Here is a 15,503-nt window from a genome sequence, read left to right on the forward strand (position 1 = left end):
ATGAAAGGGCTTATACAAGGTCGCGCTGCGCCAGATCCCGAATCCGCGTAACAAGCGTGGCGGGATTGCCAGCCCTTTCAAGCAGCAGCGCCCGCGCTGCCACGCCCATGTGGCGCTGCCCCTCGGCATCCTGCACCAACCGGACCAGCCGCTGTGGCAGATCGGCGGATGCACAGCCTGTTGCCGCCCCCGCTGCATCAAGATCGGCGTAATCGCCAGCGTGGTTTTCGACATGCGGCCCGTGCAGGATGGCACAGCGCCATGCCGCCGGTTCCCATGGTGTATGACCGCCCACCTCGACGAAAGAGCCGCCGGTGACGCAGATCCCGGCGGCGTGATACCAGTGCTCCATCTCGCCCAGCGTGTCGGCCAGCAGCACCGGCGCGCTTTCGGTTGCACCCTGACTGCGCCGGGAAAACTCCAGCCCCCGCGCCGCGATCAGGGCCGCCACAGCATCGCCGCGCCGCGGGTGGCGCGGGGCAAGGATCAGCCGCAGCTGTGGCACCGCCTCGCGCGCGGCAAGCCATGCATCAAGGATCGGCGCCTCCTCGCCCTCGTGGGTCGAGGCAGCCAGCACGGTACACCAGCGCACTGGCCCGTCCTGACCCGGCTCGACCCGCGCCGGACCCAAAAGCTTGAGGTTCAGGCGTGGGGTCAGCGCCGCCTCGGGCAGCCCAAGCTTAAGAAGCCGCGCCTCGCTACCCGCATCTTGGGCAGAAAGCGCGTCGATGCGGCGCAGCATCGGCCCGATCAGCCCCGGCAACCTGCCCCAGCGCAGCGCCGAGCGTTGCGACATGCGCGCGCCCACCACCACCTGCGCCACCCCCCGCGCCGCCGCGATGGCCGAGCGGTTGGGCCAAAGCTCATTCTCGACCGTGACCAGAACGCGTGGCCGTATCCGGTCCAGAAAGCGCCCCACAGCCTGCGGCACGTCCAGTGGCGCAAGGGCAGCCGCATGGCCAAGCCCCCGCACCAACTCGCGGCCAGTAAGGCTGTTCGTGGTCACCATCAGGGGAAAGTCACGCGCAAGCTCTTCGGCCAGCAGGCGGACCGAGTTGAATTCACCCACACTTGCCGCATGCAGCCAGATGCCGCCGGGCGTGACCTCTGGCCCGGACAGGGCCAGCCGTTCGCGCCAGTCGGCACCGGCAAGGGGCGCGGCCAGCCCCAGCGCCGCGCCGGCAAGCGCCGTAGCGCCGCGCCAGATCAACGCAGCGCGGCCTCGGCTGCTTCACGGATGGCACGGATGTTCTCGCCATAGGGCGCGGCGTTTGAAACCGAGCCGCCCCGGAACACTGCCGAACCCGCGACCAGCACATCGGCCCCCGCTGCCGCAACCAGCGGCGCGGTGGTCGGATCGACGCCACCGTCGATTTCGATATGCACGGGGCGGTCTCCGATCATGGCACGCAGTTCACGCACCTTTCCGATCTGGCTGTGGATGAACTTTTGCCCACCAAAGCCGGGGTTCACGGTCATCACACAGATCAGGTCGACATCATCAAGCAGTGGCCGCGCCGCCTCGGCCGGGGTGCCGGGATTCAGCGCCAGACCCGCCCTGGCACCCGCTCCGCGAATGGCCTGAAGCGTGCGGTGAATATGCGGCCCGGCCTCGACATGGGCGGTGATGAAATCGCTGCCCGCCTCGGCAAAGGCCTGGATATAGGGATCGACCGGCGCGATCATCAGATGCACATCCATGACGCCGCGGATATGCGGACGGATCGCCTTGCACATCGCAGGACCAAAGGTCAGGTTCGGTACGAAATGGCCGTCCATCACATCGACATGGACCCAGTCGGCACCCTGGTCCTCGACCGCGCGGCACTCTTGGCCGAAATTGGCGAAATCCGCGGAAAGAATCGAAGGCGCGATCTTGATGCGGCGATCAAAGGTCATGGCTGGCTCCCTGCATTGCGCCGGTCCGGGTTATCGCCCCAGCCCGCCGGCCGTCAACACACATGAAAGTCGCAAGCCCACAGGCGGAACGCGGCCCCTTGGGCTTTTCCACGCAGCGCCTATATTGGAAGCCAAGGCGCAAGGCCGCTGACGGCCCCGCGCATTCCGCATTCCGAAGGACTTGCAATGACCGAAACGAAGGAACTTTCCTGGGACGACAGCGTGCTGCCTTTCCAGCTTGAACGCTCGGACATCCGCGGCCGCATCGCGCGTCTTGGGCCGGTTCTTGAACATATCCTGTCTCGCCACGACTATCCGGTGCCCGTCAGCGCCGTGCTGGCTGAACTGACCACGCTGACCGCGCTGATCGGCCAGACTATCAAGCTGCGCTGGAAACTGTCGCTGCAGGTGCGCGGCAATGGTGCCGTCCGCACCATCGCAACCGATTACTACGCCCCCGAAACCGAGGGCGGTCCCGCCCGCATGCGTGCCTGGGCCAGCTTTGATGCCGATCGCCTGCAGCTTGACCAGCCCGGCTTTGACCAGATCGGTCAGGGGTATTTCGCTGTGCTGATCGATCAGGGTCAGGGGACGACACCCTATCAGGGGCTGACTCCTTTGGCCGGCGGGTCGCTTGCCGCCTGTGCGCAGACCTATTTCGAGCAGTCCGAACAGCTGCCCACCCAGTTTGAACTGACGGTGGGCCGCTCGCGCCTGCCCGGCCATCATGATGAGCATTGGCGCGCCGGTGGCGTGATGCTGCAGACCCTGCCCGCCTCCAGCCACGCCTCTGCTGATCCCGAGGAGGAAAACCTCAAATCCGCCGACATCCTGCAAGGCGCGCAGTCCGAGGACTGGAACCGCGCCACCACGCTGATGTCGACGGTCGAGGATATCGAGCTGGTCGATCCCACCCTGCCGCTGCCCAATCTGGTCTATCGCCTCTTTCACGAGGATGAGCCGACCAGTTTTGACCGGCAAAATCTGGTCTTTGGCTGTTCGTGCAGCGCCGACCGGGTGCGCGGCACGCTGTCGATCTATTCGGCCAAGGACATCGCCCATATGACTAATGCCGATGGGATCGTGACCGCCGATTGCCAGTTCTGCGGCGCTCATTACGAGTTCGACCCCCAAAGCCTTGGGTTTGACGCGACGGTCGACGCCAAAGGCAAGCCTCTGCCCCACAGCGACGCCCGGGAAAGCCGGGCCGGGCTTTGATGGCGACGCTGCGCGAAAAGCTGATGCAGGCGCTGTCGGTACAGACGGGGCCTTCGTCAGATTACGATTTCGCCAGTGCGCCGCCCCCCGCTGCCGAAACCGCGCTGCGCCCGGCAGGCGTGCTTGCCGGGTTTGACGCCAGCAACGGGCGGTTGATCCTGACCAAGCGGGCCTCAAGCCTGCGCCACCACCCCGGGCAAATCGCGCTGCCGGGCGGCAAGGTCGACCCCGACGACCGGGATGAGGTCGCCGCCGCGCTGCGCGAGGCACAGGAGGAAGTCGGCCTTGACCCCGCACAGGTCGAGGTGCTGGGCACCATGCCGCCGCATCGCACCGTCACCGGCTTTGCGATGACCCCGGTGCTGGCGCTGGTCCATGGCCCTTTTACCCTCTCCCCCGAGGCGAACGAGGTCGAAGAGGTCTTTACCGTCCCCTTTGCCCATATCACCAACCCCGCGAATTACCGTATCGAGGGCAGGCACTGGCGCGGGGCGCGGCGCGATTATTACGTCGCTCCCTGGGGCCCCTATTATATCTGGGGCGCCACCGCCCGCGTACTGCATTCCCTTGCGACAAGGCTTTCTGTATGACCCGTCTGACCGCGCCCTTTCTAGACGATCCGGCCCTGAAACAGGTGCTGGCCGCGCTGTCGGCCGAGGGTGCACAGGCGCTGATCGTCGGCGGCGCGGTCCGTAACGCCCTTTTGGGCGAACCGGTAGCAGATGTGGATATTGCAACCTCGGCCCGGCCCGGGGAAACTCTTCGCCTTGCCGAAACCGCCGGGCTGCGCACCGTCCCGACCGGGATCGACCACGGCACCATCACCGTCATCGCCGGAGGGCGCGGCTTTGAGGTGACAAGCTTTCGCCGCGATGTCGAGACTTTTGGCCGCCGCGCCGTCGTCGCCTATTCCGACCGGATCGAAGAGGACGCGCAGCGTCGCGACTTTACCATGAACGCGATCTACGCCACCTCGACAGGCGAGGTGCTGGACCCGGTCGGCGGGCTTGAGGATCTGGTCAGACGCCGGCTGCGCTTTGTCGGCGACCCCCATGACCGGATTTCCGAAGATTACCTGCGTATCCTGCGCTTTTTTCGCTTTCTTGCCTGGTATGGTCGCGAGGCCGAGCTGCAGGCGGTCGCCGCCTGCGGTGAGCTGCGTGCAGGGCTGGCCCGCATCTCGCGTGAGCGGATCGGGTATGAAATCCGCCGGCTGCTGAACGCGCCCGACCCTTCGCCCTCTGTGGCGCTGATGACGGAAACCGGGGTGCTGACACAGGTCCTGCCCGGTGCCGATGCCAGCGACCTGCCCGAGTTGGTCGAGGCCGAGCATGAATACGGCACCGGCGCGCTGACCGCCTGGCCGCGCCGCCTGGCGTTGCTTGCCCCCCCGGACGCGGCCGAGGCGCTGCGCCTGTCGCGGGACGAGACGCGGACGCAAGACCAGATCGCACAGGCCCTGACCATGCCCGCCCCGGTCGCCGCCTATCATTTTGGCCGCGCCGTCGCCGCGCAATCGGTGCTGATCCGGGCGGCCCGGGGTGAAACTCCGCCCTTTGGCTGGTGCCATCGGCTTGCGCGCGGGGCCGAGGCAAAATTCCCACTGACCGCCCGCGACCTGATGCCCCAGCTTTCAGGCCCCGCATTGGGTCAGGCGCTGCGTCGCGCCGAGGCCGCCTACATCGACAGCGATTTCACCCTGCCGCGCGAGGCGCTGTTGCAAATCGCACTGCAACCAGAGGCCGGAAGCTGATGCACGAATTTTTTGCCCGCATGATTGATGCTTTCCGCCCCGCCGAAGGTCCGCCGCCGCGCAGCCTGCTGGCCTTTTTCCGCTGGTGCCTCTCGGGGGCTTGGCCGGGGCTGACGGTCGCGGCGATTGCCTCGGCGCTTGGCGGGATTGCCGATGTCGTCTCGGCGGTGATGCTGGGCTGGGTGGTCGATGCAGTCATCTCGACCCCCGTGGACCGGATCTGGGCCGATCAGGGCGGGCTGATCCTTGGCTTTGTCGCCTTTTTCCTGCTGATTCGTCCGGCGATCTTTGGCCTTTCGACCGCCAGCTCCAGCGTCATCATTGGCCCGAACATCCTGCCGCTGGTGTTGTCGCGGTTGCATCGCTGGACGATGGGCCACGCGGTCACCTTTTTTGACAACGACTTTGCCGGGCGCATTGCACAAAAGCAGATGCAAACCGCGCGCGCAGTGACCGATGTCGCAACCGAATTCGTGAACGTGGTCGCTTTTGCGCTGGCCTCGGTGATCGGCTCGGCCGCGTTTCTGGTCTCGGTCGACGGATGGGGGGCACTGGCGCTGATTGTCTGGCTGGGCTCTTATCTGCTGCTGATCCGCTTTTTCCTGCCGCGCATCCGCTCACGCTCGGCCAGCCGTGCCTCGGCCCGTGCCATGGTCACGGGGCAGGTCGTGGATACGATCACCAATATCAAGACCGTCAAGCTTTTCGCCCATGCCGAACACGAGGACCGCGCCGCGCTTGGCGCCATGGCCGGTTTCCGCGAACGGGCACTGGATTTCGGCCGCGTCTCGACCTGGTTCCGGCTGTCGCTGATGACCATCGCGGGTGCGCTGCCGGTGATCCTCGTCGGGGGCAGCATCCTTTTGTGGCGACAGGGGCTTGCAACGGCAGGCGACATCACCGCCGCCGGCGCCATCGCCATGCGGCTGGCGCAGATGACCGGCTGGGTCAGCATGGCCCTGATGGGCGTCTGGGGCAGCATCGGTGAGGTCGAGGACGGGATGCAGACCCTTGCGCCGCCCCATGCCCTGACGGATGCTTCCGATGCCATCTCTCTGGGCCGAGTCCGGGGCGGCATCGACTTTGACCATGTCGATTTCGCCTATGGTCGCGACAAGGGGGGCATCCGCGATCTTGATCTGCATATCGCCCCGGGCGAAAAGCTGGGGATCGTCGGGGCCTCGGGGGCGGGGAAATCGACCATGGTGTCGCTGCTCTTGCGGCTTTACGACGTCGATCGCGGCGCGATCCGGGTGGATGGCCATGACGTGCGTGCCGTGACCCAGGAAAGCCTGCGCCGCAACATCGCCATGGTCACGCAGGAAACCGCGATGTTCAACCGCTCGGCGCGCGAGAACATCCTCTACGGTCGCCCTGACGCCAGCGAAGAAGATATCGTCGCTGCGGCCCAGGCCGCCGAGGCGCATGACTTTATCCTGACGCTGCGCGACCATATGGGACGCACCGGCTATGACGCCCATCTGGGCGAGCGGGGCGTGAAACTGTCCGGTGGCCAGCGCCAGCGTATCGCCCTTGCCCGTGCCTTGCTCAAGAACGCCCCGATCCTTGTGCTGGACGAGGCAACGAGCGCGCTTGACAGCGAGGTCGAGGCGCAGGTTCAGGACGCGCTGCACCGCGCCATGCAGGGCAAGACGGTGCTGGCGATTGCGCACAGGCTTTCGACCATTGCCGAGCTTGACCGCATTGTGGTGCTGGAGGCAGGCCGCATTGTCGAACAGGGCACCCATGCCGAACTGCTGGCACTGAACGGCACCTATGCGCGCTACTGGAATCGCCAGTCGGGCGGTTTCCTTGGCACCGAGGATGATGACGAGACCGCCGAGGCAGCCGAGTGACAATCTGGACAGTTGAACGTCTGGGCCGCAAGGGCGATGGCGTGGCCGTCAGCGGCGATCAGCGAGCCCTTGTCGCGCTGACCCTGCCCGGAGAAGAGATTGAGGGTGACCCTGCCGAGGGCCGCATTGCCGCGCCGCGCATCGTGACGCCCTCGGCCGATCGGGTACGACCGCCCTGCCCGCATTACCGCGCCTGTGGCGGCTGCTCGCTGATGCACGGCTCGGAAAACTTCGTAAAGGCGTGGAAAGTCGGCGTAGTGACCGAGGCGCTGCGCGCGCAGGGGCTGTCTGCGCCGGTTGCGGGGGTTCATGTTTCGCCGCCACGCTCGCGTCGCCGTGCGGTATTGTCGGGGCGCAGGACGAAAAAGGGCGCTCTGCTTGGCTTTCACGCCCGTGCCTCTGATGTGATCGTCGATATCGCAGATTGTCATGTGCTGCGCCCAGCCATCCAATCCGCCCTGCCCTTTCTGCGCCAGCTTGTGACGGCAGGTGCCTCACGCTCGGGCGAGGTTTCTCTGGCAGTGACCGAGACACCGGCGGGGCTGGATATCGCGGTCACCGGCGGCAAGCCGATGACGCCCGGTCTGTTCCAAAGCCTTTCAGCGCTGGCCGATCAGGGCGATCTGGCGCGGCTAAGCTGGGACGGTCAAGGCATCACCCGCCGCCCGCCTGCATTGCCCATGGGCCGGGCGCTGGTCGTGCCGCCTCCGGGCGGGTTTCTGCAGGCCACGGCCGAGGGCGAGGCCGCGCTGCTTGCCGCCGTGCGCGACATGGTTGGGGATGCGGACCGGGTGCTCGACCTGTTCTCGGGCTGCGGCACCTTTACCCTGCCCCTGGCCGAAACAGCGATGCTGCACGCGGTCGAGGGGTTGGCAGCGCCATTGAAGGCACTGGATGCCGCCGCACGCCGCGCCCCCGGCCTGCGCCGAATCACGACCGAGATTCGGGATCTGGCCCGCCGTCCGCTCTTGCCTGATGAGCTGGATTATGACGCAATCGTGATCGACCCACCCCGTGCCGGTGCAGAAACGCAGGCCCGCGAGATTGCCCGAGCCGTGGTTCCACGGCTCGCTTGGGTCAGTTGCGACCCCGTCACTTTCGCAAGGGATGCGCGAATTCTTGCCGAGAGCAGCTATATTTTGACGCGGCTCTTTGTCGTTGATCAGTTCCGCTGGTCGCCGCATGTCGAGACCGTCGCCGAATTTCGTCGCCGCTAGCGAATTTTTAATCTTTGTGGTATTTCATAATAAAACGAAGCGCATAGCGCACTTAGAGGGCAGTGATGATTCGGGCAATTCGCGCATTCTTCGCGGTTGTCGCAGTGGCCGTTGTGGCCAGTTGCGGCGGTGGAGACAGTCTGCAACCCAGCAAGACCTATCAGGGGCCACCCATCACCCAGGTTGTGGTGAAAAAGGGTGAGCGCAAGATGTATATGGTCAGCGGCAAGGAAGTGATCAAAAGCTACAAGATCAACCTTGGCAACCAGCCGGTCGGCCCCAAGCAGTACGAGGGCGACGGGCGCACGCCCGAGGGCATGTATTTCATCGACCGGTTCAACCCGCGTAGCCGCTATCACCTGTCGGTGGGCATCTCTTACCCCTCGGCTCAGGACGTAGCACGTGCAGCTACCATGGGACTCAGGCCCGGCGGGGACATCTTCATCCACGGCCTGGGCCCCGAAGGACGGGCACTGAACCGCCCGGATTGGACCGCTGGCTGTATCGCTGTCACCGATGAAGAGATCGAAGAGATCTTTACCATGCTAAGGCCCGGCGTTCCGGTCTTTCTCTACCCGTAACGGCGGCTTGCCGGGCATAGGAGAAAACTCGCCTTAGCCCCGACTAGCCCACGGGAAACAAGAACGATGACATGCGAAAGGCCCCGGAAATCCGGGGCCTGTTTATTTGCGCGATCCGCAGCGGGATGTATCCGGACCACAAGTACCTGGCGCGATCCGCCGGATGGGTCCCGTCGACACCGGTCGAAAAAGGCCGCTGGGGATGAGCAAGGTCGGGATAAGGAGGTCACCTGCACATGACGCAGCCGTATTCCACTATCCACTAGCCCCGCGGATCGGCAAACGACGAGACATGAAAAAGGGGCAGCCAATACCGCCCCTTTGCGATTCGGTGACCCGGAAAATCAGATACCGGCGCCGGGCGCAGCAAAGCTGCCGGCTACCATATTCGACGCGCCGCCCGCACCGCCGGTGATCAGCACCCACCAGATCTTGCCCGACGGTTCCTGATACCAGCCCATGCCCAGCTCGGTCGCACGCGGGTCCATGATCACGTCACGGGTGTCGCGGTTCTGCATCCATGCGTTCAGCGTGGTGATCTCGTTCTCATAGGTCTCCGAGATGTTTTCGCCGATCAGGTGGCCCGAATAGCCCTGACGCCGCACACGGTCGAGCGGCGACGAACCGTCCGAGCCAAAGTGCCAGGCGCGGTTCTGTGCCGCCATGTCACGGGCATGGGCCTGGGCAGCCGCGTCCAGCATCGGGTTCTGGATCATCGCGGGCGCAGCGACATTGGCGCGCAGCAAGTTGACCTGGCCCAGAACGCGGCCGGGGATCTGCGCTGCCTCACGCGGGGTAATCTTGTATGCGACCGGCAGCGGCTGCCCGTCGGGGCCCAGTTGCTGGGCCGGCCTTTGGCAGGCCGAAAGGGCCAGCACCGACACAAGAGCCAAGGTAGCGAATTTCAACATGATGTCCTGTCCCCAAAGGAGGTTTTGCGTCAGCCATACAAAAGCGCGCGAGCTGCTTCAAACCCAAGATTGCGTGATAGCCACAGGCTGCGACTCTGTTGCGACAATGACGCCAGTTTGAATTGCAAGGCGTCAGGCGCAGGCGTAAATCGCGACTCCAGCAAGACCTATTCACACATTCGGGCAAAGAAGGCCGCGCCAAGCGGCCCGTCACTATCAGGAGCGACACATGATCACGCCGAAAAATCCGGTTTCGCGCCGGAAATTCCTGACCGCCTCGGTGGCTCTCGGCGCTACGGGGCTGGCAGCCCCCGCCATCGCACAGGCCATCGACCCCTATACCGGGCTGCCGCTGCAAGGTACGGGCGGCGGCGCCACGCCTGACGCGGGCATGGTGCAATATGATCCGAATCAGGATTCGCGCCGCAATATCTCCAGTTTCCGCATGCAGGACTGGCAGCCCTACTTCAAGGATCTGACCAATGGCGCGATCCTTGTCGATCTGACCTCACGCGCGCTGCATTACTGGTCCGAGGATCAGTCGGTCTACAAACTGTTCCCGACCTCGGTCCCGGTCAGCCCCGACCTGACCCGCACCGGCCGGACCGAGATCATCAAGAAGGTCAAAGGGCCGAGCTGGGCTCCGACCCCCGAGATGAAAAAGCGCAACCCCGAATGGCCGGATTTCGTGCCGCCGGGCCCCGATAACCCGCTTGGCACCCATGCGCTGTGGCTCAGCTGGCAATATTACCGCATCCACGGCACCCATGACACGCGCAAGATCGGCCGCAAATCCTCGAACGGCTGCATCGGGCTTTACAACGAGCACATCTCCCAGCTTTACGATCTGACCACGATCGGCACGCAGGTGCTGCTGATCTGACCGGCCAGCAAAGACTGTGAATGCAAAAGGGGCCTTTCGGCCCCTTTTTCGTGCATATTCATACGCTGCGGCGCACAGGACCGCGTCTGGTGCCAGCCCCTGTCAAACCCAGCCCGCGAGGTTTTCCCCGATCACCGTGGTCAGCACCTCGATATGGTCAGGCTCGGCGTTGAGGCAGGGAATATAAGTGAACTCCTCGCCCCCGGCATGGATGAAGGCTTCGCGGATCTCGCCCTGAATTTCCTCAAGCGTTTCGATGCAATCGGCAGAAAAGGCCGGAGAGATCACCGCAATCCTGGTAATCCCCTGCTTTGCCAGCTCGGCCACATGCTCGACCGTATAGGGGCGCAGCCATTCCTCGCGGCCAAAGACCGATTGGAAGGTCGTGTCGATGGCGTCCTCGGGCCAGCCCAGATGTTCACGCAGCAGACGCGTCGTCTTTTGGCACTGGCAATGATAGGGATCGCCTTCAAGCAGATAGCGCCGCGGCATACCGTGATAGCTGGCGACCAGCTTGCCGGGCCGGGTCCCGCCCAGCGTCCGCTCGACCGACGCGGCCAGCGCCGCGATATAGTCGGGACGGTCGAAATAGGCCGGCACGGTCCGCGCAGCGGGCTGCCACTTCTGCTGCATAAGTGCGCGAAAGAACTGGTCGTTCGCGGTTGCGGTCGTCGCACCGGCATATTGCGGGTAAAGGGGGAAAAACAGGATGCGGTCGCACCCTGCCTTGACCATCCGATCCACCACATCAAAGGTCGAAGGGTTGCCATAGCGCATGCAAAAATCAACCATCACCCGGTCGCCCCACAGCGCCGTTGTCCGCTGGCGCAGCGCCTCGACCTGATCTTTGGTGATGGTCATCAGCGGGCTTTCGTTCTTTTCGTAATTCCAGATCTGACGGTAGTTCGCGCCAGAGGTGAAAGGCCGCTTGGTCAGGATGATGGCCTGCAAAAGCGGCTGCCATTTCCACGCCGGATAATCGATCACCCGCCTGTCCGAAAGGAACTCGTTCAGATAGCGCCGCATCGACCAGTAATCAGGCGAATCGGGGGTGCCCAGATTGGCGATCAGCACGCCGATCTTGCGGGAAGGAAGCTGCGGGTGGCTGGCGGGGGCGTGCTCGGCAGGGATCATTCGGGCTTTCTCACGCGGGCAAGGGCTTCGGCCAGCGGCATTCTGGCCGAGCCGGGACGAAGCGGTTTTGGCTGGCTGGCGTCGGGCGCCCATCCGGTCAGAAAGACCAGATCAAAGGTTGCCCGGATGCGCGTTCCATCCTGTGGGTCGGGATGGTTTTCGGCATAAAGCGCGGCGGCCCGCAACAGGACATCTCGTCGCGTCGGGCGCCGCAACCGCTGCGCCAGGGCATTGCCTTCGCCCATGGCGCGCAGGTCGCGGGCCAAGTGAAACAGATTGCGATAGCTTACCGTCTGCGCGATCTGGTCAGCCACCGGCAGAGCAAGCCCGGCACGTGGTAAAAGCGCGCCCAGATCGCGGATCTCGCCCATGGGCAGCACGCGCGGCGACAGGCCCCCTGCGACCTCGACCTCGGCCCGGGTCAGCGAATCGCGTAGTTCGTGCAGTGTGCGTCCCCCCGGACAGGTAGCGATAAACAGCCCGTCCGGGTGCAGGGCACGGGCGCATTGCGCGATCTGACCCACGGGGTCCTCGGCCCAGTGCAGCGCCATGGCATGGATGACGAGATCATGCGCACCTTCGGGCAGATCAAGAACGGGATCGTCGCTGACAATACGCGCCCCGGGCAGAACGGCCCGCCAAAAATCCGGCCAGCCGGTAACGACAGCGATGTCGTTAAACCGTCTGTTAACCTCTGCAAGCCTATCCTGAATCTCGTCGGCGACGATTCGGTGCAGGAAGTCGGCCGGCCCCTGGCGCAGGGCGCGGATTCGGTTCCGCATAAGTGCCGGGCGGTCGGTCAGACTGGGAACAGAAGGGGGGCGATCAGGCATCATGGGGGTGCAACATAGGGGGCTTCGCCGCCTGATGAAAGGCGCATTGCGGCTGGTTTTCCCACCGCAATGCCTTAGCTGCGGTACTCCTGTTACCGAAGAAGGCGGGCTATGTGCGCTCTGCTGGCGCGAAGCTGATTTCATTCACGGCACTTGCTGCACATGCTGCGGAGCACCCCTGCCCGACTCTGGCGATGCGGACACAGAGGCTGGCGATCTGCTGTCTTGCGACGAATGTCTGATCACCCCGCGCCCATGGCAGAGCGGACGGGCGGCACTGGTCTATCGCGGTACCGGGCGCAAGCTGGCCTTGATGCTGAAACATGGCGACCGGCTGGATCTGGCACCGGCACTTGGGGGGTGGCTTGCACGGACGGCGGAACCGCTGGTGCAGCCGGGAACGGTGGTGGTGCCGGTTCCGGTGCCGCTGCGCAGGCTGCTCAGGCGCAAATACAATCAGGCCGAGATACTGGCCCGGCCCGTCGCCCGGGCCTATGGGCTGGACTTTCTGCCCGGCGCGCTGCGGCGGCTGCGTCATACGCCGATGCAGGATCATCGCAGCGTCACCGACCGTTATGCCAACCAAAAGGACACCATTACTGCGCCCACGCGGATAGCGCAACGATTGCAGGGGCGGCCGGTGCTGCTTGTTGATGACGTAATGGCCTCGGGTGCGACGCTTTGTGCTGCTGCGACAGCACTTAACGCAGCGGGGGCGGGACCTCTTTCCATCCTGGTGCTGGCGCGGGCGGTCAAGGATGCCTAGATAGGGGGCCGGACAATGAACATCGGGATGCATCCATGGCCAAGGTCGAAATCTATACCACGCCCACCTGCCCTTATTGCCACGCGGCAAAGTCGCTGCTGCAACGCAAGGGCATCGCCTATGAAGAGACCGATGTAAGCCGTGATCCCAAACTGCGCGAGGCCATGACCCAGCGCGCCGGGGGCCGCCGGACGGTGCCGCAGATATTTATCGACGGTCAGCATATCGGCGGCTCGGACGATCTGCATGCGCTTGACCGTCAGGGCCGGCTGGACGGACTGCTGGGCCTGACCGCATGAGCAAAGGCGTCACTGCCGGGCTCGTACAGCTGAACGTCTCGGACGACCCCGAGCGCAACCTTCCCGAAACGCGGACCCTGATCCGCGAGGCCGCGCGACAAGGCGCGACCTGGGTCCTGACGCCCGAGGCGACGAACCTGCTTGGCGCGAGTCGCGAGCGGCAAGAGATGATTCTGCGCCCCGAGGCTGAGGACCAAACACTGGCCGCCCTGCGTCATGAGGCGCGGGATCTGCGCATCTGGCTGTTGATCGGCTCTCTGTCACTTAGGACCGGTGAGCCGGGCGAGACGCGCTTTGCCAATCGCAGCTTTCTGATCGCACCGGACGGCAGCATCCGCGCCCGTTATGACAAGCTGCACATGTTCGATGTGACCGTTTCAGAACGCGAATCCTACCGCGAATCCGCAGCTTTCCGGCCCGGAGATCGCGCAGTTCTGGCAGAGGGTCCTTTGCCGGTCGGCATGACGGTTTGTTACGATCTGCGCTTTCCCTACCTTTACCGCGCGCTCGCCAAGGCGGGGGCGACGGTCCTGACAGTTCCGGCGGCCTTCAACGACACGACTGGCGCCGCGCATTGGGAGGTGCTCTTGCGCGCCCGCGCCATTGAAACAGGCAGCTTTGTGTTGGCACCGGCGCAATGCGGCACCCATGCCACCCATGCCGAACCGGACCGCCCAACCCGTCGCAGTTATGGCCATTCGCTGGCGGTCAGCCCGTGGGGCGAGGTCCTCGCCGATGGCGGGACCGAACCGGGGGTGACTCTCGTGACGCTTGACCCGGCGGCGGTTGTCGATGCACGGTCTCGCATCCCATCACTGACGCATGACCGGAATTTCACGGGCCCATGATCCATAAGACCCAAGACAGCCCGCAAGGGCATGCCGACGGCTCGGCCGAGGCCCTGGCCGCCAGCCTGTTTTCCGAAGTGTTTATCGCCGACCAGCTGGCGCGCGATCTGATTGGCAAGGCACTGCCCAAGGGCATGCAGATTTCGCATTTCTCGGTGCTGAATCTGCTGGCCCATCTGAATGTCGAGCGCACGCCTGCCGAACTGGCCGAAGCCTTTCACGTCACGCGCGGCGCCATGACCAATACATTGTCACGGCTGGAATGGGCCGGGCATATTCATATTCGCCCCGATTGGGACGATGCGCGGCGCAAGCTGATCGCCATCAGCCCGGCGGGTCGTGCGGCGCGGGACGCGGCACTGGCTGCCTTTATGCCGCGCATTGCCGATGTGGTGCGCGATGTCGGCGCCGACCGGGTGCGCGCAGCGCTGCCGGTGCTGCGCATGCTGCGCAAACAGCTGGAGGAAACCTTGGGACAGGAACATCGCGGACCGGCAGGGCGCTGACCCGCTTTGCCCCGTCACCCTTCGCGCAGAGCGGTCAGGACATAGTTCACCGACAGGTCGCGATGCGACAGCGACCAGCTCCAGCCCAGAGGGTTAAAGACCATCCCGCAGCGATCAACAACGCTAAGGCCTGTGATCTCGGTCATCTGCGCAAGTTCACCGGGGGTGATAAAACGCCGCCAGTCATGCGTGCCCTTGGGCAGCCAGCGCATGATCCACTCGGCCCCGACGATTGCGGCGGCAAAGCTGCGCGCCGTGCGGTTCAGGGTTGAGACGATCAGCATCCCGCCCGGCGCCACCAGATCGCGACAGGTGGCGATGAACTGGGCCGGGTCGGCGACATGCTCGACGATCTCCAGCGCCATCACCACGTCAAAACGCAGCCCTTCGGCAGCCAGCGCCTCGGCGGTAGTGGCGCGATAGTCGATAGGCAGCCCCTGCTCTTCGGCATGAAGGCTTGCAATGGCGATGTTGCCCTCGGCCGCGTCGGCCCCCGTCACCAAGGCCCCTAGCCGCGCCATAGGTTCGGCCATCAGCCCGCCGCCGCAGCCGATGTCAAGAATCGCCAGATCGCGAAAAGGCATGGCCCCGGTCAGGTCACGGCCGAATTGGGCGGCGATTTGCGTCGTGACATATTCCAGCCGGGTCGGGTTCAGCATATGCAACGGCTTGAACTTGCCCTGAGGGTCCCACCATTCCCGCGCCATGGCCTGAAACTTGGCGACCTCGGCGGGGTCGATGCTGCTTGGGGCGGCGGTATCTGGTCTTTCGGTCATCTGGCCGTCCTTGATGTGGCGGG

17 protein-coding genes are annotated in these 15,503 nt (G+C 64.6%); 11 read left to right on the forward strand and 6 right to left on the reverse strand.

Going from position 1 to position 15,503, the window contains the following annotated elements:
- Positions 1 to 10: 10 nt before the first annotated feature.
- The gene (locus M511_RS07100) at positions 11 to 1,210 is read right to left on the reverse strand and encodes a 3-deoxy-D-manno-octulosonic acid transferase (protein WP_085501783.1); all 1,200 of its coding nucleotides are present in this window, start codon (positions 1,208 to 1,210) and stop codon (positions 11 to 13) included.
- Positions 1,207 to 1,899 (reverse strand): ribulose-phosphate 3-epimerase, encoded by a 693-nt coding sequence (gene rpe, locus M511_RS07105; RefSeq protein ID WP_010393570.1) that lies wholly within the window; start codon positions 1,897 to 1,899, stop codon positions 1,207 to 1,209. The genes M511_RS07100 and rpe overlap by 4 nt, the downstream gene beginning before the upstream one ends.
- Before the next feature lie 186 nt (positions 1,900 to 2,085).
- On the opposite strand from rpe, the gene hslO reads away from it, so the two are divergent.
- The 6 genes from hslO (at position 2,086) to M511_RS07135 (ending at position 8,524) form a co-directional block, all read left to right on the forward strand.
- Complete coding sequence (hslO, locus tag M511_RS07110) at positions 2,086 to 3,117, forward strand: Hsp33 family molecular chaperone HslO (protein WP_085501784.1); 1,032 nt, start codon at positions 2,086 to 2,088, stop codon at positions 3,115 to 3,117.
- On the forward strand, positions 3,117 to 3,707 hold the full coding sequence (locus M511_RS07115) for a CoA pyrophosphatase (RefSeq protein ID WP_085501785.1): 591 nt from the start codon (positions 3,117 to 3,119) through the stop codon (positions 3,705 to 3,707). The genes hslO and M511_RS07115 overlap by 1 nt, the downstream gene beginning before the upstream one ends.
- The gene (locus M511_RS07120; protein WP_085501786.1) at positions 3,704 to 4,870 is read left to right on the forward strand and encodes a CCA tRNA nucleotidyltransferase; all 1,167 of its coding nucleotides are present in this window, start codon (positions 3,704 to 3,706) and stop codon (positions 4,868 to 4,870) included. Before M511_RS07115 ends, M511_RS07120 begins: the two co-directional genes overlap by 4 nt.
- Positions 4,870 to 6,726: an ABC transporter ATP-binding protein gene (locus M511_RS07125; protein ID WP_010393562.1), complete on the forward strand. Its 1,857-nt coding sequence runs from the start codon at positions 4,870 to 4,872 to the stop codon at positions 6,724 to 6,726. Before M511_RS07120 ends, M511_RS07125 begins: the two co-directional genes overlap by 1 nt.
- A complete protein-coding gene (locus M511_RS07130) occupies positions 6,723 to 7,943 on the forward strand; it encodes a class I SAM-dependent RNA methyltransferase (RefSeq protein ID WP_085501787.1) in 1,221 nt (406 codons plus the stop codon). Before M511_RS07125 ends, M511_RS07130 begins: the two co-directional genes overlap by 4 nt.
- A gap of 65 nt (positions 7,944 to 8,008) precedes the next feature.
- Complete coding sequence (locus M511_RS07135; RefSeq protein WP_010393556.1) at positions 8,009 to 8,524, forward strand: L,D-transpeptidase family protein; 516 nt, start codon at positions 8,009 to 8,011, stop codon at positions 8,522 to 8,524.
- A gap of 344 nt (positions 8,525 to 8,868) precedes the next feature.
- On the opposite strand, the gene M511_RS07140 is transcribed toward M511_RS07135, so the two are convergent.
- Entirely contained in the window at positions 8,869 to 9,435 is a 567-nt protein-coding gene (locus M511_RS07140; RefSeq protein ID WP_085501788.1) for a divisome-associated lipoprotein DalA, read from the reverse strand.
- A gap of 229 nt (positions 9,436 to 9,664) precedes the next feature.
- Here M511_RS07140 and M511_RS07145 point away from each other — a divergent pair, with 229 nt between their 5' ends.
- Positions 9,665 to 10,318, forward strand: a complete 654-nt coding sequence (locus M511_RS07145; protein WP_010393551.1) for a L,D-transpeptidase — start codon at positions 9,665 to 9,667, stop codon at positions 10,316 to 10,318.
- Between the two features lie 102 nt (positions 10,319 to 10,420).
- On the opposite strand, the gene hemH is transcribed toward M511_RS07145, so the two are convergent.
- Together hemH and M511_RS07155 are read right to left on the reverse strand one after the other, a co-directional pair.
- Entirely contained in the window at positions 10,421 to 11,452 is a 1,032-nt protein-coding gene (gene hemH / locus M511_RS07150) for a ferrochelatase (RefSeq protein WP_085501789.1), read from the reverse strand.
- Entirely contained in the window at positions 11,449 to 12,288 is an 840-nt protein-coding gene (locus M511_RS07155; RefSeq protein WP_085501790.1) for a methyltransferase domain-containing protein, read from the reverse strand. Before M511_RS07155 ends, hemH begins: the two co-directional genes overlap by 4 nt.
- A gap of 31 nt (positions 12,289 to 12,319) precedes the next feature.
- Between M511_RS07155 and M511_RS07160 the strand changes: the two genes are divergently transcribed.
- The 4 genes from M511_RS07160 to M511_RS07175 are packed head-to-tail and all read left to right on the forward strand — an operon-like array spanning position 12,320 to position 14,704.
- Positions 12,320 to 13,051: a double zinc ribbon domain-containing protein gene (locus M511_RS07160; protein WP_085501811.1), complete on the forward strand. Its 732-nt coding sequence runs from the start codon at positions 12,320 to 12,322 to the stop codon at positions 13,049 to 13,051.
- Positions 13,052 to 13,086: 35 nt separating this feature from the next.
- Complete coding sequence (grxC, locus tag M511_RS07165; protein WP_085501791.1) at positions 13,087 to 13,350, forward strand: glutaredoxin 3; 264 nt, start codon at positions 13,087 to 13,089, stop codon at positions 13,348 to 13,350.
- Positions 13,347 to 14,198 carry a carbon-nitrogen hydrolase family protein gene (locus M511_RS07170; protein ID WP_010393542.1) on the forward strand — a complete coding sequence of 284 codons (852 nt, stop codon included), beginning with the start codon at positions 13,347 to 13,349 and terminating at the stop codon, positions 14,196 to 14,198. The genes grxC and M511_RS07170 overlap by 4 nt, the downstream gene beginning before the upstream one ends.
- A complete protein-coding gene (locus M511_RS07175; protein ID WP_010393541.1) occupies positions 14,195 to 14,704 on the forward strand; it encodes a MarR family winged helix-turn-helix transcriptional regulator in 510 nt (169 codons plus the stop codon). The genes M511_RS07170 and M511_RS07175 overlap by 4 nt, the downstream gene beginning before the upstream one ends.
- Positions 14,705 to 14,718: 14 nt before the next feature.
- Here M511_RS07175 and ubiG read toward each other — a convergent pair whose 3' ends face one another.
- On the reverse strand, positions 14,719 to 15,480 hold the full coding sequence (gene ubiG, locus M511_RS07180; RefSeq protein WP_010393540.1) for a bifunctional 2-polyprenyl-6-hydroxyphenol methylase/3-demethylubiquinol 3-O-methyltransferase UbiG: 762 nt from the start codon (positions 15,478 to 15,480) through the stop codon (positions 14,719 to 14,721).
- Between the last annotated feature and the right edge of the window lie 23 nt (positions 15,481 to 15,503).

The sequence above is a fragment of the Paracoccus sp. J56 genome (assembly GCF_019633685.1).
Lineage (GTDB): Bacteria > Pseudomonadota > Alphaproteobacteria > Rhodobacterales > Rhodobacteraceae > Paracoccus > Paracoccus kondratievae.